At 64.3% G+C, this 16392-nt stretch carries 21 protein-coding genes; 8 read left to right on the plus strand and 13 right to left on the minus strand.

The genetic code is table 11. The features are described 5' to 3' along the window. The first annotated feature begins 137 nt into the window (after positions 1–137). Positions 138–752 carry a 30S ribosomal protein S4 gene (gene rpsD / locus K3148_RS13600; RefSeq protein WP_221425288.1) on the plus strand — a complete coding sequence of 205 codons (615 nt, stop codon included), beginning with the start codon at positions 138–140 and terminating at the stop codon, positions 750–752. Positions 753–913: 161 nt separating this feature from the next. Beyond that, entirely contained in the window at positions 914–1066 is a 153-nt protein-coding gene (locus K3148_RS13605; RefSeq protein ID WP_221426738.1) for a hypothetical protein, read from the plus strand. 4 nt (positions 1067–1070) lie between these two features. On the opposite strand, the gene K3148_RS13610 is transcribed toward K3148_RS13605, so the two are convergent. From K3148_RS13610 to K3148_RS13665, 12 genes are all read right to left on the minus strand, one after another. After that, positions 1071–1796, minus strand: coding sequence for a M50 family metallopeptidase (locus K3148_RS13610; RefSeq protein ID WP_221425289.1), 726 nt, complete (start codon positions 1794–1796; stop codon positions 1071–1073). Next, positions 1793–2488 carry an SDR family NAD(P)-dependent oxidoreductase gene (locus K3148_RS13615; protein WP_221425290.1) on the minus strand — a complete coding sequence of 232 codons (696 nt, stop codon included), beginning with the start codon at positions 2486–2488 and terminating at the stop codon, positions 1793–1795. The genes K3148_RS13610 and K3148_RS13615 overlap by 4 nt, the downstream gene beginning before the upstream one ends. Then, positions 2488–3621: a tRNA guanosine(34) transglycosylase Tgt gene (gene tgt / locus K3148_RS13620; protein ID WP_221425291.1), complete on the minus strand. Its 1134-nt coding sequence runs from the start codon at positions 3619–3621 to the stop codon at positions 2488–2490. Before tgt ends, K3148_RS13615 begins: the two co-directional genes overlap by 1 nt. A 5-nt stretch (positions 3622–3626) precedes the next feature. Beyond that, complete coding sequence (locus K3148_RS13625; protein ID WP_221425292.1) at positions 3627–4577, minus strand: DUF481 domain-containing protein; 951 nt, start codon at positions 4575–4577, stop codon at positions 3627–3629. 99 nt (positions 4578–4676) lie between these two features. After that, positions 4677–5234 carry an outer membrane protein gene (locus K3148_RS13630; RefSeq protein ID WP_221425293.1) on the minus strand — a complete coding sequence of 186 codons (558 nt, stop codon included), beginning with the start codon at positions 5232–5234 and terminating at the stop codon, positions 4677–4679. 115 nt (positions 5235–5349) lie between these two features. After that, positions 5350–6114 carry an ABC transporter permease gene (locus tag K3148_RS13635; RefSeq protein ID WP_221425294.1) on the minus strand — a complete coding sequence of 255 codons (765 nt, stop codon included), beginning with the start codon at positions 6112–6114 and terminating at the stop codon, positions 5350–5352. Beyond that, a complete protein-coding gene (locus K3148_RS13640; RefSeq protein WP_221425295.1) occupies positions 6111–7052 on the minus strand; it encodes an ABC transporter ATP-binding protein in 942 nt (313 codons plus the stop codon). Before K3148_RS13640 ends, K3148_RS13635 begins: the two co-directional genes overlap by 4 nt. A gap of 9 nt (positions 7053–7061) precedes the next feature. Then, positions 7062–8090: a tRNA preQ1(34) S-adenosylmethionine ribosyltransferase-isomerase QueA gene (queA, locus tag K3148_RS13645; protein ID WP_221425296.1), complete on the minus strand. Its 1029-nt coding sequence runs from the start codon at positions 8088–8090 to the stop codon at positions 7062–7064. Positions 8091–8133: 43 nt separating this feature from the next. Then, the gene (locus K3148_RS13650; protein WP_221425297.1) at positions 8134–8820 is read right to left on the minus strand and encodes a peptidylprolyl isomerase; all 687 of its coding nucleotides are present in this window, start codon (positions 8818–8820) and stop codon (positions 8134–8136) included. 84 nt (positions 8821–8904) lie between these two features. Next, positions 8905–9417 carry a pantetheine-phosphate adenylyltransferase gene (gene coaD, locus K3148_RS13655; protein WP_221425298.1) on the minus strand — a complete coding sequence of 171 codons (513 nt, stop codon included), beginning with the start codon at positions 9415–9417 and terminating at the stop codon, positions 8905–8907. Further along, a complete protein-coding gene (locus K3148_RS13660; RefSeq protein WP_247711690.1) occupies positions 9417–10316 on the minus strand; it encodes a polyprenyl synthetase family protein in 900 nt (299 codons plus the stop codon). Before K3148_RS13660 ends, coaD begins: the two co-directional genes overlap by 1 nt. Before the next feature lie 11 nt (positions 10317–10327). Next, positions 10328–10582 carry an exodeoxyribonuclease VII small subunit gene (locus tag K3148_RS13665; protein WP_221425299.1) on the minus strand — a complete coding sequence of 85 codons (255 nt, stop codon included), beginning with the start codon at positions 10580–10582 and terminating at the stop codon, positions 10328–10330. A gap of 64 nt (positions 10583–10646) precedes the next feature. Between K3148_RS13665 and K3148_RS13670 the strand changes: the two genes are divergently transcribed. The 6 genes from K3148_RS13670 to K3148_RS13695 all read left to right on the plus strand — a co-directional run bounded on the left by K3148_RS13670 (position 10647) and on the right by K3148_RS13695 (position 15544). Beyond that, on the plus strand, positions 10647–11042 hold the full coding sequence (locus tag K3148_RS13670) for a DUF2177 family protein (RefSeq protein ID WP_221425300.1): 396 nt from the start codon (positions 10647–10649) through the stop codon (positions 11040–11042). A gap of 13 nt (positions 11043–11055) precedes the next feature. After that, on the plus strand, positions 11056–11736 hold the full coding sequence (locus K3148_RS13675; protein WP_221425301.1) for a hypothetical protein: 681 nt from the start codon (positions 11056–11058) through the stop codon (positions 11734–11736). Between the two features lie 49 nt (positions 11737–11785). After that, a complete protein-coding gene (gene purL, locus K3148_RS13680; protein ID WP_221425302.1) occupies positions 11786–14020 on the plus strand; it encodes a phosphoribosylformylglycinamidine synthase subunit PurL in 2235 nt (744 codons plus the stop codon). Positions 14021–14137: 117 nt separating this feature from the next. Continuing rightward, on the plus strand, positions 14138–14464 hold the full coding sequence (locus tag K3148_RS13685; RefSeq protein ID WP_221425303.1) for a DUF6122 family protein: 327 nt from the start codon (positions 14138–14140) through the stop codon (positions 14462–14464). A gap of 1 nt (position 14465) precedes the next feature. Then, positions 14466–14876 carry a DUF3052 family protein gene (locus K3148_RS13690; RefSeq protein ID WP_221425304.1) on the plus strand — a complete coding sequence of 137 codons (411 nt, stop codon included), beginning with the start codon at positions 14466–14468 and terminating at the stop codon, positions 14874–14876. Further along, positions 14873–15544: a nitroreductase family protein gene (locus tag K3148_RS13695; RefSeq protein WP_221425305.1), complete on the plus strand. Its 672-nt coding sequence runs from the start codon at positions 14873–14875 to the stop codon at positions 15542–15544. Before K3148_RS13690 ends, K3148_RS13695 begins: the two co-directional genes overlap by 4 nt. Before the next feature lie 4 nt (positions 15545–15548). On the opposite strand, the gene K3148_RS13700 is transcribed toward K3148_RS13695, so the two are convergent. Next, a complete protein-coding gene (locus tag K3148_RS13700; RefSeq protein ID WP_247711593.1) occupies positions 15549–16382 on the minus strand; it encodes a ubiquinone biosynthesis protein COQ4 in 834 nt (277 codons plus the stop codon). Positions 16383–16392: the final 10 nt, after the last annotated feature.

Consider the following 16392-nt stretch of genomic DNA (forward strand, 5'->3'; position numbering starts at 1 on the left):
TGCTATTCGCGCGCCTCGCTAATTGGCCCCGCACCCCGGTGAAGCGGTGGCCGCGCCCGGACCCTCAGGTTCAGGTGGTGCGATGCCGGGTTGGATGGCTGCGAATGGCGCAGCTCAGCAAATTGAAGGAAAGACTTATGTCGAAGCGCAAGAGCGCCAAGTACAAACTCGACCGCCGGATGGGTGAAAACATCTGGGGTCGTCCTAATTCCCCGGTCAACAAGCGTTCCTACGGTCCCGGCCAGCACGGCCAGCGCCGCAAGGGCAAGATGAGCGACTTCGGCCTGCAGCTCCGTGCCAAGCAGAAGCTCAAGGGCTACTACGGCGACGTTACCGAGAAGCAGTTCAAGCGCACCTACCAGGAAGCGTCGCGCATGAAGGGCGACACAGGTCAGAACCTGATCGGCCTGCTCGAACAGCGCCTCGACATGGTCGTCTACCGCGCCAAGTTCGCGCCGACCATCTTCGCTGCCCGCCAGCTGGTTAGCCACGGCCACATCTTCCTCAACGGTGTGAAGACCAACATCGCCTCGGCCCGCGTGCGCGTCGGCGACGTCGTGAGCCTCGGCAGCAAGGCCAAGGAAATGGCGCTGGTCATCGAAGCCCAGAGCCTGCCCGAGCGTGAAATTCCCGACTACGTCGCTCCCGACGGCAACGACAAGGTGACCTACACCCGCGTGCCGAAGCTCGACGAAGTGCCCTACCCGGTCACGATGGAACCGAACCTCGTCGTCGAGTTCTACTCGCGCTAAGAGGTCCGGCGACGGAACAGCAAAGGGCGGTCCTGCGGGGCCGCCCTTTTCGTTTGTACGGTCAAAATTAACGCACTTCGGTTCGTCGCATTTTCAACGGCTTGGCGGAACCCGGGCGGGCGCGCCGGCGTTTCGATGATACTATGACACAATATCGTTTCGTGACCCGCGCACGCGCCGGGAAATGGTATGCGAGCCTCGCAGAAGCGCAGCGACAGGCGAACCGGATCGGTGCCGGTTTCACCGATGCGCTGGGTCACTTCATTGCCTATCGCGGGACTGTGCTGGAGATGCGGGACAACTCCGCAAGCTGATCGCCTAGCGGCGGTGCGCGCGTCTCAGGGCGAAGAAGATCATGGCGCAAATGATAGCCGTGATCAGGCCGCCCCAGAACCAGTACGGCAGGAATAGCGCCTCGGCGATGTGCTGCGTGTCCGACGCTTGTGCCCGTCCCTCCATGTAGCCGCCTTGGCTGAACAGATAGCCGAAGTCGCGGTAGATCGAGATGCAGCCCTGCACGCCGAGGAACTGGACGGCGAAGCGGCGGTGCTGCTCGCGGCCATAGAAGGCGAGCGCGAGGCAGAGTGCGCCCATGGCGGGCAGGATGGCCCATCCTGTTATCGATCTCACCCAGATCAGCGTCGAACCGAGCAGCGCAGCGCCGAGCAGGATGAGCGCAGCCTTGGTGGCGCGGTGGGTCCGCGAGGCGAGGATAAGCGCGGTGCCGGCGGCTGTCGGTCCCAAAAGGCCGGCCGCCGCGATGGAGGCCTGCGCGAGGCGCGAGGGCTCTCCCGTGGCAAGGTGCAGCGCGTAGCCGGAGCCGTCGGGGAAGATGACGAGCCGCTCGAAATCATGGCCGAAGCCCATCGCGGCCACGCCGTGGCCCATCTCGTGGAACCAGGTCGCAAGGATGCTGAAAGGATAGAGCAGATAGCCGCCATAGGGCGAATGCCAGAGGATGATCGAGATTACGCCCAGCAGCACCAGCAGGGTGATCTCCTGCTTGCCCGCAGTGCTGGAATAAGAAGGAGGGCGATAGGTCACGGTGCGATCTCCTTCCCGTCCCACGCGAAACAGCGCCCGCTTTGCTTCGGCCCCAGCGAGGCCAGCACTTCGAGCAGGCGCTCGGCGGAGTAGTCGGGTGTGAAGAGTTTCCCCTCAGGCACATTGCGCTGGAAGGGTTCGCTCAGCGCCGTGTCCACCGTGCCGGGGTGGAGCGTCACGCAGAAAGCCTCGGGCCGCTTGCGCGCCAGTTCGACCGAGAAGGTGCGGATCAGCTGGTTCAGAGCCGCCTTGCTCGCGCGGTAGGAATACCACCCGCCGAGCCGGTTGTCCGAGATGCTTCCCACCCGCGCGGAAAAGGCGGCGAAACCAGGGCGGGTCTTTTCGGACAGCAGCGGGAGGAAATGTTTGGCGACAAGCGCGGGACCGGTCGCGTTGATCGCAAAGTTGCGCGCCAGTTCATCGGCGTCCAAATGCCGCCAGTCTTTCTCCGGCCCTTCCCCATCTTGGTGCAGATAGCCGGTTGCGACGAGAACCAGATCGAGCGGCCCCTTGGCCTTCAACCTCTCGGCTCCCTCGGCAATCGTGGCTTCGTCGGTGAGGTCGATATGCGCCTCGCCCGCAAAGCTGCGCGCAAGTCGGAAAACCTTGGTCCCTTGCGCTTCGAGCCGGTCCGCCAGCGCTCCGCCGATCCCGCCCGAGGCGCCGATCACCGCTGCGCGGGCCCATTCCATCAGTCGCGCGATCCGAGGTAGTCGCGCCGGAAATCGGCTGCAAACGCCGCAAAGCGCCCTTCCCCGATGGCATCGCGCATGGCCTGCATCAGCTGCTGGTAGAAGGCGATGTTGTGCTCAGTCATCAGCATGGCGCCGAGGATCTCCTGCGACTTCACGAGATGATGGAGATAGGCGCGGCTGTAGGTCCCGCAAGTATCGCACTTGCACCGTTCGTCGAGCGGCGCCTGGTCCTCTGCAAACCGCGCGTTGCGAAGATTGAGCGGGCCATTCCAGGTGAAGGCCTGCCCGTTGCGTCCCGAGCGGCTGGGCAGCACGCAATCGAACATATCGACGCCGCGCTCGACCGCGCCGACCAGATCGTCGGGCTTGCCCACACCCATCAAATAGCGCGGGCGATCCTCGGGCAGCTGGCCGGGCGCAAAGTCGAGCGTGGCGAACATCGCTTCCTGCCCCTCACCCACCGCAAGGCCGCCGATGGCGTAGCCGTCGAAGCCGATTTCGGTCAGCTTCTCTGCGCTGACCTTGCGCAGTTCCTCGTCGAGCGCGCCCTGCTGGATGCCGAACAGCGCCGAACGTTCCGCATGCACCCCATCCGCATCGAAACCGTCGCGGCTGCGCTTGGCCCAGCGCATCGACATTTCCATGCTGGCGGCAATCTCGTCGCGTGGCCGATCGGCACGCGGACATTCGTCGAAGGCCATCACGATATCGCTGCCGAGCAGGCGCTGGATTTCCATGCTGCGTTCTGGCGTGAGCATATGCTTCGAGCCGTCGATATGGCTGCGGAACTCGACTCCCTTTTCGGTGAGCTTGCGCAGGTCTGACAGGCTCATGACCTGGTAGCCGCCGCTGTCGGTCAGGATCGGGCGCTTCCAGTTCATGAACGGGTGCAGCCCGCCCAGCTTGGCCACCCGCTCCGCGCCGGGGCGCAGCATGAGGTGGTAGGTGTTGCCGAGAATGATGTCGGCGCCGGTCTTGCGCACGGTTTCGGGCTTCATCGCCTTGACCGTGGCCGCCGTGCCTACTGGCATGAAGGCCGGGGTGCGAATATCGCCGCGCAGCATGCGGATGGTGCCGGTACGCGCCTTGCCGTCGCGGGCATGGATATCGAAGGCGAAACGGGTGCTCATGAAACCTAGAAACCGTAGATGATGGTGAAGCGCGTCAGCGTGTCGGTCGACACTGCGCCTTCGGGAGGATTGCTGTCGTAGTCGACGGCATAAGAGAGTCGCGAGCGCAGCTTTTCCGAGATGCGGAAGTCGAGGCCGCTGACGAGGTTGATCGAGGTGTTGCTGCCATCGACCAGTACCTGCACCTCGCCCCCGCCCTCTGCCAGCGCGTTGGCATCTTGCGTGAAGGTGAGGCCCTTGACGATCTCCCAGTCAAAATCGGCGCCGAACAGGCCGGCGATGCGGCTGGCGCTGGTGCCGTCGGTGTAGTCGGTGACGCGCCAGGCGGGGCCTGCCTTGACCGACAGGTTCAGACCCTCACGGTCGAAGACCTTGTAGCCCAGCCCGCCGCTGGCGGCGTAGCGGCGGGTGACGCCTTGCAGCCGGTCCCGCTCGATCTGGGCGAGGCCGTAGACGAACAGATCCTCGCTGAACTGCCAGCGCGGTTCGTAGGCGGCGAGGAGTTGTTCGCGCTTGGTCTGGCCGTCCTGCCGCTGGTAATCGACGCGGCCCAAGAGGCGGTGGCTCCAGCGCAGCCCCTCGCGCTTGGCCTTTACCGACGCGGCGATTCCAAGGCTGTCGGTGTTGCCGGTCGACTGGAACGCGCCGATCTCGCCCTCGCCGGTCCATAACTCGAGCATTCCAGCGGTGCGGATGGTTTCTTCCTTCGCGGCCTTGGCCCCGGCGAGTTTCACAGCCTGGTCGGCCTTCCATTGCGCCTCGATGGCGTCGAGCACGACCGCTTCGCCAGGGTTGGTCGCGCGAGCCAGTTCAAGCACCGTCTCGACCTTCTTTGCATCGCCCGTGGCGATGGCCGCATCGATCATCGCGCGCACGCCTTCGGGCAGCTCGGCAGCGGCCGGGGCAGCGGTGGCGAGGAGGACGGCGGTGAGCAGGGAGCGGCGCAGGATGGACATGGCGCGCCTGCTAGCGTGTGGAAGGCGATATCGCCACCCCGCAAAGCAAAGGGGCGGACTTCTCGCGAAGCCCGCCCCCGAATGCGTTCGAATGCTCGGTCAGAACTTGAAACCGACACCTGCCGTCGCGCGGACGGTGTCGAAGCCGACCGTATCAAGGTTGACGCGCACCAGCGAGCCGCCGAGCGGGAAATCTGCACCGAGGCCGAGGATGTAGTCGCCGTCGCTATCGTCGACGCCATCGAAAAAGCTCTCGTCATCGATGTCGAAGATTTCCGACAGGTCGAAATCGACCTGCTGGTAACCGCCGCGCGCATAAAGCTTGGCACCGCCGGGAAGGCGCGTGCCGAGGCGGCCGGCAATACCGTATTCGTTGTCGATCGCGCCGAAACCGAAGGTGTAGTTTGCCTCGGCGCCGACAAAGGCACCCGGGCCGAGCGGCATGTCGTAACCGGCAAAGACACCGGCGATGGTGCTGCCGCTGTTGAGGTCGATGGCGAAGTCGTCTTCGATATCGCCGACATCGAGATCGTGGACACCGGCCTGCACGCCGACGAAACCTTCACCCGGAAGGACGTCCTGCGCTTGCGCGGCGGTGGGAAGAGCGAAGGCTGCGCCAGCGGTCGTCGCGGCGAGCAGGATTGCTTTCTTGTTCATAAATTCCCTCATTGTCCGGCCCGCTCCTGAATGCGGGCCGAGGGATGCATGCCGCCTTACTGATTTCCGGATTCTGAACGAAAATTGCTTAACCGTGCGGTCATGCTTTTCGCGGTCAGGGGCGCAATCGCCATCCGGTGCGGAAAATATAGGCGATCACGGCGACACAGGCGGCGAGGAAGGCGAGCGTTATGCCGAAGCTGATCCAGATGTTCACGTCGCTGCTTCCGTAGAAGGTCCAGCGCAGGCCGCTGACGAGGTAAACGATCGGGTTGGCCAGCGCGATGGTGTCCCACGGCTCGGGCAGCATATCGATGGAATAGAAAGTGCCGCCGAGGAAGGTCAGCGGCGTCAGGAACAGCATGGGAATGATGCCGAGCTTCTCGAAATTGTCCGCCCAGATGCCGAGGATGAATCCGAACAGGCTGAAGGCCGCGGCCACCAGCATGATGTAGAGCACTGCCAGCAGCGGATGCGCGATGGAATAGTCCACGAACAAGCGCGCAGTGAGCAGGATGATCGCGGCGAGGATCAGGCTCTTGGTCATGGCCGCCCCGACGAAACCGATCAGCGTTTCCGCCACACCGACGGGCGCGCTCAGCAGTTCGTAGATCGTACCGGTGAAACGCGGCATGTAGATGCCGAAACTCGAATTGCTGGTCGTCTCCCCGAGCAGGGTGAGCATCAGCAGGCCCGGAATGATGAAAGCGCCGTAATCCACTCCGCCGAGGTCGGGCATCCGCCCCCCGATGGCCGCGCCGAAGACGATGAAATAGAGCGAGGTGGTCAACACGGGCGCCAGCACCGACTGGAAGGCCGTGCGCAGGAAGCGCATCAGTTCGCGCGTGTAGATGGACCAGGTGGAACGCCAGCCGATCATGCCGCCTGCTCCTCTCCGAGCAGGGAGACGAAGATGTCTTCAAGGCTGCTCTCGCGAATGTCGATGCCTGTGTAGTCGATCCCGCTGGCGATCAGCGCCTTGGTCACATCGGCCACCTCTTCCTTGCCGCGCCCGGTGCCATCCCCGCCGCGATAGCAGAGCGATGTGCCGCCCTCCTCGATCTCGATTGGGTAGCCTGCCAGCGCAGGCGGCAGTTCGGCCATCGGCTGGGCGAGCGCGATATGCGCTTCCGTCCGGCCAAGCCGCGCCATCATGGCGTCCTTCTCGTCGACCATGATGATCTGGCCCTTGCGGATGATGCCGACGCGGTCGGCCATTTCCTCCGCCTCCTCGATGTAGTGGGTGGTGAGGATGACCGTCACGCCGCGGTCACGCATCTGGTCGATGATCGCCCACATACCCTTGCGCAGTTCGACATCGACACCCGCGGTGGGTTCGTCGAGGAAGAGGAGGTCGGGTTCGTGCGCCAGCGCCTTGGCGATCAGCACGCGCCGCTTCATACCGCCCGAAAGCGCCATGATCCGCGTGTCGCGTTTGTCCCAGAGGCTCAGCGAACGCAGGATCTCCTCGATCCGCGCCGGATCGGGCGCGAGGCCGAACAGGCCGCGCGAATAGGCGACCGCGCGCTGGACCGGCTCGAACATGTCGGTGGAGAGTTCCTGCGGCACCAGCCCGATCCGCGCGCGCGCCTTGCGCCAATCGCTGGCCATGTCGTGGCCGAACGCCCGGATCGTGCCGCTTGTCGGCCTGACCAGTCCGCAGACCGCCCCGATCAGCGTCGTCTTGCCCGCGCCATTGGGTCCCAGCAGAGCGAAAATCTCGCCCTTGCGGATCGTCAGGTCGACATTGTCGAGGGCCTTGAGCCCGCCGGGATAGACCTTGGAAAGGCCGTCAAGCTCGAGGATCGGTTCGTTCATTGGGCCGGCCTAAGGCAGGAGCAGCGAGGAGTCACCATAGGAATAGAAACGGTATTCGCTGGCAATCGCATGGGCATAGGCCGCCTGCATCCGCTCGCGACCCATCAGCGCGCTGACCAGCATGAACAGCGTCGACTTGGGCAGATGGAAATTGGTCATCAACCCGTCGATGGCGCGGAAGGAATAGCCGGGCGTAATGAAGATATCGGTATCGCCTGCGAAGGGGCGGATCACCTTGTCCTCACCCGTGGCGCTTTCGAGTAGGCGGAGACTGGTGGTACCCACGGCAATGACGCGGTTTCCGCGTGCGCGCGCCGCATTCAGCCGGTCCGCCGTGTCCTGTTCGATGCGGCCCCATTCGGCGTGCATCTGGTGGTCTTCGGTGTCATCCGCCTTGACCGGCAGGAAGGTGCCCGCCCCGACATGGAGCGTCAGCGTCTCGGTCCCGATCCCGCGCTCGGCAAGCGCGCCCATGAGGCGATCGGTGAAATGCAGGGCCGCGGTTGGGGCGGCGACGGCGCCGTCCTCTTTCGCGAACATGGTCTGATAATCTTCACGGTCCTGCGCATCGGTGGCGCGCTTGCCCGCGATATAGGGCGGCAGCGGCATGGTGCCGGCGCGTTCGAGCAACACCTCGACCGGTTCGTCGCCCTCGAAGAACAAGATGAAACTGCCGTCGGCGAGCCGTTCTTCGGCCAGCGCGGTCACGCCGCCGCCGAAGGTCGCGATTTCACCCACGCGCAGGCGTTTGGCGTTACGGATGAAGGCCTGCCAGCGGCGCAGGTCCACTCGCTTGTGCAGCGTCGCACCGATCTTCGCCTCGCCCCGGCGGCCTTCCAATTGCGCGGGAATGACGCGCGTATCGTTGAAAACCAGCACATCGCCCGGATCGAGCATGGATGGCAGGTCGAGCACGGTGCGGTCGGCAAAGGGCTTTGCCCCGCGCACGACGAGCATACGCGCCGCATCGCGCGGCCGCGCGGGCCGCAGCGCTATACGTTCCTTGGGAAGCTCGAAATCGAAGAGGTCGACGCGCATGGCAGCGCCCCTAGACGCTCCTCAGCGTGAAGAGAACCGGAATTCAGCTCGACGCGTTCAGATCGTCCAGCGTGACCTCTTCTTCCATCAGCGCGGGCGCAGCAGCGGGCATCGGAGCCGGAACCGGCTTGTTGTCCGATGCAAGCGAGGCCTGCAGGATGCGGGTCGGGTTCGCGGGCGGTTCGCCGCGGTTGATGGCATCGACGGCGCCCATGTTCGAAATCACGCGGCCGAAATTGGTATACTTCTTGTCCAGGCTGAAGCGCGGATAGAAGACGATGAAGAACTGGCTGTTCGCGCTGTCTTCGCTGGCGGCGCGCGCCATCGACAGCGTGCCGCGGATATGCGGCATCGGATTGAATTCTTCCTCGAGGTCGGGAAGATGGCTGCCGCCCTGCCCCGTGCCGGTCGGGTCACCGGTCTGCGCCATGAAGCCTTCGATCACGCGGTGGAAGATCACGCCGTCGTAAAAGCCCTGCCGGGTGAGCGTCTTGATGCGCTCGACATGGCTGGGTGCCCATGCCGGCATGAGGCGGATGCCGACGCGCTCGCCATTCGACAGATCGAGGAACAGGACGTTCTCACGATCATCGTTCAGATTGTAATTGATCGGCTCGTATTTGAAGCTCGAGGCGGGTTTCGCCTCGGCCTCGGCGTCCTGCGCCAGGGCAGCAACCGGAGCGATCGCCGTCAGAGCGGCAGCAGCGAGGGCAAGCGAAGACTTCAGCATCTAAATTTCCGTCGAATTGTCCTGTATGTGCCACGCCCTAGCGGCGCGGCGCTGTCCGTTCAATGAATGGTTTGCGAAGCTCGCTCAGTAATCCCCGAGCTGTCCGCGCTCCTTGACGCGGGCGACCACATCCTCGCACACGTCCTTGCTGACGAAGGGCGTGATGTCGCCGCCGAACAGCGCGATTTCCTTCACCAGGCGCGAGGCGATCGGCTGCAGCGAAACATCGGCCATGAGGAACACCGTCTCGATATCATCGTCGAGCTGCTGGTTCATGCCCGCCATCTGGTACTCGTATTCGAAATCCGCCACAGCGCGCAGCCCGCGGATGAGAACGCTGGCGCCCATTTTCTGCGCGAATTTCACCAGCAGCGCGTTGAAACCCACCACCTCGACATTCTCAAGGCCCATCGCCGCGATCTCGCGCTCGACCATGGCAAAGCGCTCCTCGGTCGAAAACATGGGGTTTTTGGACGGATTGGTCGTCACACCGATGATAAGCCGGTCGACGAGCTTGCTGCCGCGCCGGATGATATCCGCATGCCCCAGCGTGATGGGGTCGAACGTGCCGGGGTAAATACCAATGCGTTCAGCCATCAATGATCCCTCTTTACCACGAACCGCGCCAGTTCCACCAGCACGCGTGCGTCCTCGCCATAGCTGGCGAGGTGCTGCCCGGCCTGTTCGACCAGCATTTCCGCCTGCGCGCGGGCGGCGTCGCGGCCCATGAGGGTGACGAAGGTCTGCTTGCCCTGGCCTTCGTCCTTGCGCAGCGCCTTGCCGGCCTTGGTCTCGTCGCCTTCCACGTCGAGCAGATCGTCGGCGATCTGGAATGCGAGGCCGATGTCGCGGGCATAAGCGCGCAAATGGGTGCGGCCTTCGGGAGGCAGCTTGCCCAGGATCGCGCCCATTTCCACACTGGCAGCCAGCAAGGCCCCGGTTTTCAGCTGCTGCAGGCGCGTGACCTGCCGGATGTCGTATTCCTCTTCGTCCGAGACGATGTCCATCATCTGGCCGCCCGCCATGCCTTCATGCCCACTGGCCTTGGCCAGCGTCGCCACCAGTTCGGCGCGCACGAAGGGATCGTTGCTGATGCCGGGCATGGTGAGAATGTCGAAGGCCAGCGCATGGAGGCAATCGCCCGCCAGAACCGCCGTCGCCTCGTCATAGACCTTGTGCAGCGTCGGCTTGCCGTGGCGCAGATCGTCGTCGTCCATGCAGGGAAGATCGTCGTGAATCAGCGAATAGGCGTGGATCGCCTCGACCGCGCAGCCCGCGGCCACGGCGGCATCGCGGTCGACGCCGAACAGCTTCGCCGTCGCGCAGACCAGCAGCGGGCGCACGCGCTTGCCGCCGCCGATCGCGGCATAGCGCATCGCTTCGACCAGCCGCGCGCGGGTATCCTGCGGGACCGGGAGATAGGCGTCGAACGCCGCGTCGACATCCTGCTGGACCTGGTCGAAAGCGTCGGACAGCAGGTCGGGCATCCGTGTCATGACGTTCACGCTCAGCCTTCCGCGTCGAAAGGCACGGTGCCCGAAGGCTTGCCTTCGCCGTCGATGACGATCTTGTCGATCCGCGCCTGCGCCGCGTCGAGCCGCGCCTGGCACGCTTTGCGCAGTTCCTCGCCGCGTTCGTAGAGCGCGATACTCTCGTCCAGCGGCACATCGCCGCTTTCCAGCCGGCGCACGGTGATCTCCAGCGCACGCAGAGCCTCTTCGAAGCTCATCTCGCCGATCGGTTTGTCTTGACCCTCTGCCATGGCGAGGGAGCATTGACGGGGCGCAGCCGCGCGGTCAAGAAGATGCAAAACACGGGGAGCGGATATGACGTGGATTGTCGCCTTTATCGCGGCTGCGCTGGCTTTCGGCGCACTCGATGCGCTGTGGCTCGGCTGGGCTGGTCCGAATTTCTACCGCCCGAAGTTGGGCGATTTGCTTGCCGACAGCTTCCGCATGGTCCCCGCACTGGTCTTCTATGCGGCTTATGTCGCGGCCATCGTGTGGTTCGCGGTGCGGCCCGGCCTTGCCGGAGGGCTGGGAGCCGCCGCGCTCAACGGCGCATTGCTGGGCGCGATCTGCTATGCGACCTACGACCTCACCAACCAGGCCACGCTGAAGCACTGGTCGACCACGGTCACGATTGCCGACATCTGCTGGGGCGCCTTCGCCACCGCTGCCGCCGCGACCATCGCCACCTACGCCGCCAGCAAGCTCGCCTGAGGGGACAACCGCAATGTTCATCGGACACATGGCGCCTGCCTTTGCCGCGCGCGCAATAACCAGCGAAGCGCCCCGTCTCGGCACGCTGTTCCTTGCCGCGCAGCTGGTCGACATCGCCTTTTTCGTTTTCGTGCTCGGCGGGATCGAGCATTTGCGGATGGTGCCGGGCATCACCGCGATGAACCCGCTCGACCTTTACGATTACCCCCTCACCCACAGCCTGCTGGGCACGGCGGCATGGGCCCTGGGCTTCGGCCTGCTTGTCGCCATCGTCCTGCGCAACGCGGTGGCCGCGACTTGGGCCGCGCTCGTCGTCCTGTCGCACTGGGTGCTCGACTGGGTGAGCCATCGCCCCGACCTGACGCTTGCCGGTTCGGGCGAGAAGTTCGGGCTCGGCCTGTGGAATTACCCGCTGGCGGCGATGACGGTGGAACTGGCCCTCTTCGGTCTCGCCTTCTGGTGGTGGCTGCGGCGGACGAAGGGGCCCTCACTGCCGCCGGTCATCCTCGCTGTCGTGATGGTGGCCATGCAGGCTTTCAATTGGTTCGGCCCCGAACCGCAAAGCGCGGACCCGGCCTTCCTGCTGCTCGGGCTGTTTGCCTTCGCCGTGATGATCGGGCTTGCCTATTGGGTCGGATCGACGCGCTGGCACCGCGACGAGGTGGGATTGGGTGTGGCCAGCCGGCCAATCTGACACCCAGCCATATTGCGCCTCAGCCCCGCTCCTTATAAGGGCGCGGTCCATGAGCGAAATCACCCCCGACATCGTCGCCCAGCACGGCCTCTCCGAAGAAGAATACGACCGCGTCCTGCACGCACTCGGTCGCGAGCCCAACCTTGTGGAACTGGGCATCTTTTCGGTCATGTGGAGCGAGCACTGCTCCTACAAGTCCTCGCGACTCCACTTGAAGAAGTTGCCGACCGAAGCGCCCTGGGTGATCTGCGGTCCGGGCGAGAACGCGGGCGTGATCGATATCGGTGACGGACAGGCAGCCATCTTCAAGATGGAGAGCCACAACCATCCGAGCTACATCGAGCCCTACCAGGGCGCGGCGACCGGCGTCGGTGGCATCCTGCGCGATGTCTTCACCATGGGCGCGCGGCCGGTGGCTAATGCCAACGCGCTGCGCTTCGGACGTCCCGAGCATCCGAAGATGAAGCACCTCGTGCAGGGCGTGGTCGCAGGCATCGGGGGCTACGGCAATTGCGTCGGCGTGCCGACCGTGTGCGGCGAGACGAACTTCAATCCCGCCTATGACGGCAACATCCTCGTCAACGCGATGACGGTGGGCGTCGCCGATGCGAATAAGATCTTCTATTCGGCCGCGACCGGCGTGGGCAATCCGATCGTCTATGTCGGTTCGAAGACCGGGCGCGACGGGATCCACGGTGCGACCATGGCAAGCGCCGATTTCGAGGAAGACGCCGACGCCAAGCGCCCCACCGTGCAGGTGGGGGACCCCTTCACCGAGAAGCTGCTCATCGAAGCCTGCCTCGAACTGATGGCCACCGATGCCATCGTCGCGATCCAGGACATGGGCGCGGCGGGCCTGACCTCCTCCAGCGTCGAAATGGCGACCAACGGCAAGGCCGGCATCCGCCTCGACATGGACAAGGTCCCCTGCCGCGAAGAGGGCATGACGCCGTACGAAATGATGCTGAGCGAAAGCCAGGAGCGCATGCTCATGGTGCTGAAGCCAGGCAAGGAAGCGATGGCGGCGGCGATCTTCGAGAAGTGGGAGCTCGATTTCGCGGTCATCGGCGAAGTCACCGACACGCAGCACATGGTGCTCGAATTTGGCGGTGAAGTGGTATGCGACATACCGCTCGGCCCGCTCGCGGCCGATGCGCCCGAATACGACCGCCCTTACCTCTCGAAGGAAGAATACACCGCGTGGGCTGGCATCAAGCCGATGACGGAGCGTCCGGACACGGACGACGTAGGCGGCGATTTGATGAAGCTGCTCGCTTCGCCCAACTTGTCGTCGCGCAAGTGGATCAGCGAACAGTACGACAGCCAGGTTGGCGCGGACACGCTCCAGACCGGCGGCGATGCCGGTGTGGTCCGCGTCCATGGCACGAAGAAGGCGCTGGCGATCAGCACCGACTGCACCCCGCGCTATGTTCATGCCGACCCCTATGAGGGCGGCAAGCAGGCGATTGCCGAAGCCTATCGCAACCTGTGTGCAGTGGGCGCGCGTCCGCTGGCAGTGACCAATTGCCTCAACTTCGCCAACCCGCAGCGTCCCGAGATCATGAGCCAGTTCGTCCACGCGCTCGAAGGCATGGGCCGTGCCTGCCGCGTGCTCGATTTCCCGATCGTGAGCGGCAATGTCAGCCTCTACAACGAGAGCAAGGCGACAGGCGGCGGCAGCGCCATCCTGCCCACCCCCGCCATCGGCGGTGTCGGCCTGATCGACGATTACGACCGCATGATGACCATGCCGTTCAAGGCCGAGGGTGAGGCGATCTACCTCATCCACGCCGAGGAATGGGCCACTGCCGATCCGGAACGTTCGCATCTCGGCAAGTCGCTGTGGCTGTCGGAAATCCATGGCCGCGACGAAGGTCGTACCCCGCCGACCGACCTCACGGTCGAGAAGAACGCGGGCAAGATCATCCTGCAGCTCATCGCCGACGGTCTCGTCAGCGCGGTCCACGATGTCTCCGACGGCGGCCTCGCCATCGCGCTTGCCGAAATGGCCATGGCCGGCGGTATCGGCGCCGATGTCGAGTGGAACGAGGAATATTCCAAGGCTGCATGGTGGTTCGGCGAGGACCAGGGCCGCTACGTCGTGACCGTCCCCGACACGCAGGCGCTCAACGAAGCGCTCGCCAAGGGCACGGAGAACGACGAGACCGCCTCCATCGGCTTCCGCCGCATCGGCAAGACTGGCGGCAACACGCTCTTCGGCAAGTCCGTCGACGAAATGCGCGCGGCACATCGCAGCTTCTTCGACGAGTGGATGGAGTCGTAAGGCGCACGACCAAAAATCCGTTCGGGCTGAGCCTGTCGAAGCCCCGTCCTCTACTTCATCCGGCGGCGCAGAAAAGAAGGGCGGCCCTTCGACAAGCTCAGGGCGAACGGAGGTGAGGTGGCGGTACTTCAGCTAGTTGTGCATTACGGCGGGCACTGGCTGGCGCCCTTCCTGCTTGCACGGCTCATCGCGGCGGAGAACTGGCTGCGCTTCGGCGCAGTCATGGCTGCGGCCAACCTCATCGATCTCGACCATTTGCTGGCCGACCCGATGTTCGACCCGAACCGCTGCAGCATCGGCTTCCATCCGCTGCACGGGGGGATCGCGGCGGCCATCTACCTCGTCCTTCTCGCCGTCCCGCGCTGGTGGGCGCGCGCCTTTGGCTTGGGGGCCTTGTGGCATCTCGCGGTCGACTATGGCGACTGCCTGATGCAAGGATGGTGACATGACCGCAGGCTATTCCGGAACTCCGCTCGCCAAGAAGCTCAACCTACGCGACGGCCAGCGTGTGTGGTTCGACGGGATGCCCGAGAACGTGATCGACGAGATCGACGAATACGCGCTCGAACTGACCTTCGTCGAAGGCCCGGAAGACGCACCCGATGCAGCGCATATATTCGTAACCGAACGCGCTGCTCTGACGGAGAAGCTGGAAGTGCTGCGACAGAGCATCGCGCAGGACGGTCAGGTATGGGTCAGCTGGCCCAAGCAGGCCTCCGGCGTGGCGACCGAAATTGGCGCGCACGAGGTCCGCGAGGCGGGTCTGGCGCTCGGCTTCGTCGATACGAAGAAATGCGCGGTGGACGAGGTCTGGTCGGGTCTCAAATTCGCGATACGCAAGGAACTGCGCTCATGAAGGATCACGAGAGCGTCGCCTATTCGCTCGAACGGTTTGCAGACGATGAGGCTGTCACCCGCGCCCGCGCCATGCGCGACCGGCTGAAACAGCGCCGCACCTGCCGCTATTTTTCCGACGAACCCGTCCCGCGCGAAGTGATCGAAGCGGCGATCGAAGCCGCCGGCACCGCGCCAAATGGCGCCAACCACCAGCCCTGGCACTTCGCCGTCGTCTCCTCGCCCGAGAAGAAGCGCGCGATCCGCGAGGCCGCCGAAGAGGAAGAGCGCAATTTCTACGCCGGCAAGGCGAGCGACGAATGGCTCGACGCCCTCGCCCCGCTCGGCACGGACGAGGACAAGCCCTTTCTCGAGACCGCTCCCTGGCTCATCGTGGTCTTCGCCCAGCGCAAGGGCGGGATCGAGGAGGACGGCAAGACGCAGAATTACTACGTCAACGAGAGCGTCGGCATCGCCTGCGGCATGCTGATCGCGACGCTGCACGAGGCGGGCCTCGCCACGCTGACGCACACGCCCTCACCCATGGGCTTCCTGCGCGATATCTGCGATCGCCCCGAGCATGAGAAGCCGTTGATGGTGGTCGTGGTCGGACACCCCGAAGAGGGCGCCACCGTCCCGGCGCATGCCTTGAAGAAAAAGCCGCTGACTCAGATCGCCAGCTGGCTCTGACCGCCTAAGCCGCTACCGCTTGCGGCTCGGCCGGTTCGGCGAGCAGGTCGTAGGGGTCGATGCCCTCGCGGCGCCAGATGCGGTGGCATTCCTTGTACCAGTGCGGGTCCGGAATGTTGAACTTCGCGCGGGCCTCTTCGAGGTCGGTGGCGAGAAGTTCGCGGATGGACATGCCAACAAGAGCGGGACAGGCCACACCCGTCCTGTGCGCCTGGCGGCAGGCCTTGAAGACCGGCGCTGCGCTCTTCACCGTTTTCTTGATCTGCAGCGCACCCGCATAGCCGATGAGCAAGTGCCCGTGGCTCGGGCTCTGGCCGTGGGTGAAAAGCAGGACGCATTGTTCGCCTAGTCCGTCGCGGCCGTAGCCGGTAAGGACATGCATCAAATCATGCGTGTCGCGCTGGCGGAAACCGAACCATTCGACGAGGTCGCCATACTTCGGATTGCCGAGCTTTTCTGCCTCTTCGACCAAACCGGCAGCCGACAGGCCTTCGCTTTCCATGAAGTCGCAATAGGCGTGCGCCACGCTGCCCTTGGGCAGTTTGCGCAGGGCCGCATGGTCATCGAGGATGGGCGGGAGATAGGGTTCGTCGACACGCAGCTTTTCGCCATGCTCGCTCAGCGTCAGCGCCCGTACGCGGGGCATGAAGCTTTTGCTCGGCAGCGATTCGAAAATCTTGAAGACGTGGCTGGTTTCTTCCTTGTCCTTCAGCAGGTCGCGGAAATGGCCATAGGCCTTGGGCAGCGAATACTTAGGCTCGGGGCGACGCGGGTCGCGCAGGATCGTGCCGTCGCTGGCGCATTCGATATCGGAAACGGGGTTCATCTGCTGGCTCATGGGCGTGCCT

Source organism: Qipengyuania aurantiaca (assembly GCF_019711375.1).
In the GTDB taxonomy this organism is placed as follows: Bacteria; Pseudomonadota; Alphaproteobacteria; order Sphingomonadales; family Sphingomonadaceae; genus Qipengyuania; species Qipengyuania aurantiaca.

Excerpts from the sequence above, each read along its gene's own strand:
- K3148_RS13690 (WP_221425304.1), top strand. The coding sequence starts at position 14,466 with ATGACCGCAGGCTATTCCGGAACTCCGCTCGCCAAGAAGCTCAACCTA.
- tgt (WP_221425291.1), bottom strand. The coding sequence starts at position 3,621 with ATGAGCACCCGTTTCGCCTTCGATATCCATGCCCGCGACGGCAAGGCG.
- K3148_RS13660 (WP_247711690.1), bottom strand. The coding sequence starts at position 10,316 with ATGACACGGATGCCCGACCTGCTGTCCGACGCTTTCGACCAGGTCCAG.
- K3148_RS13675 (WP_221425301.1), top strand. The coding sequence starts at position 11,056 with ATGTTCATCGGACACATGGCGCCTGCCTTTGCCGCGCGCGCAATAACC.
- K3148_RS13695 (WP_221425305.1), top strand. The coding sequence starts at position 14,873 with ATGAAGGATCACGAGAGCGTCGCCTATTCGCTCGAACGGTTTGCAGAC.
- K3148_RS13665 (WP_221425299.1), bottom strand. The coding sequence starts at position 10,582 with ATGGCAGAGGGTCAAGACAAACCGATCGGCGAGATGAGCTTCGAAGAG.
- coaD (WP_221425298.1), bottom strand. The coding sequence starts at position 9,417 with ATGGCTGAACGCATTGGTATTTACCCCGGCACGTTCGACCCCATCACG.
- purL (WP_221425302.1), top strand. The coding sequence starts at position 11,786 with ATGAGCGAAATCACCCCCGACATCGTCGCCCAGCACGGCCTCTCCGAA.
- K3148_RS13650 (WP_221425297.1), bottom strand. The coding sequence starts at position 8,820 with ATGCTGAAGTCTTCGCTTGCCCTCGCTGCTGCCGCTCTGACGGCGATC.
- K3148_RS13670 (WP_221425300.1), top strand. The coding sequence starts at position 10,647 with ATGACGTGGATTGTCGCCTTTATCGCGGCTGCGCTGGCTTTCGGCGCA.
- K3148_RS13635 (WP_221425294.1), bottom strand. The coding sequence starts at position 6,114 with ATGATCGGCTGGCGTTCCACCTGGTCCATCTACACGCGCGAACTGATG.
- K3148_RS13615 (WP_221425290.1), bottom strand. The coding sequence starts at position 2,488 with ATGGAATGGGCCCGCGCAGCGGTGATCGGCGCCTCGGGCGGGATCGGC.
- K3148_RS13700 (WP_247711593.1), bottom strand. The coding sequence starts at position 16,382 with ATGAGCCAGCAGATGAACCCCGTTTCCGATATCGAATGCGCCAGCGAC.
- K3148_RS13625 (WP_221425292.1), bottom strand. The coding sequence starts at position 4,577 with ATGTCCATCCTGCGCCGCTCCCTGCTCACCGCCGTCCTCCTCGCCACC.
- K3148_RS13640 (WP_221425295.1), bottom strand. The coding sequence starts at position 7,052 with ATGAACGAACCGATCCTCGAGCTTGACGGCCTTTCCAAGGTCTATCCC.
- K3148_RS13630 (WP_221425293.1), bottom strand. The coding sequence starts at position 5,234 with ATGAACAAGAAAGCAATCCTGCTCGCCGCGACGACCGCTGGCGCAGCC.
- rpsD (WP_221425288.1), top strand. The coding sequence starts at position 138 with ATGTCGAAGCGCAAGAGCGCCAAGTACAAACTCGACCGCCGGATGGGT.
- queA (WP_221425296.1), bottom strand. The coding sequence starts at position 8,090 with ATGCGCGTCGACCTCTTCGATTTCGAGCTTCCCAAGGAACGTATAGCG.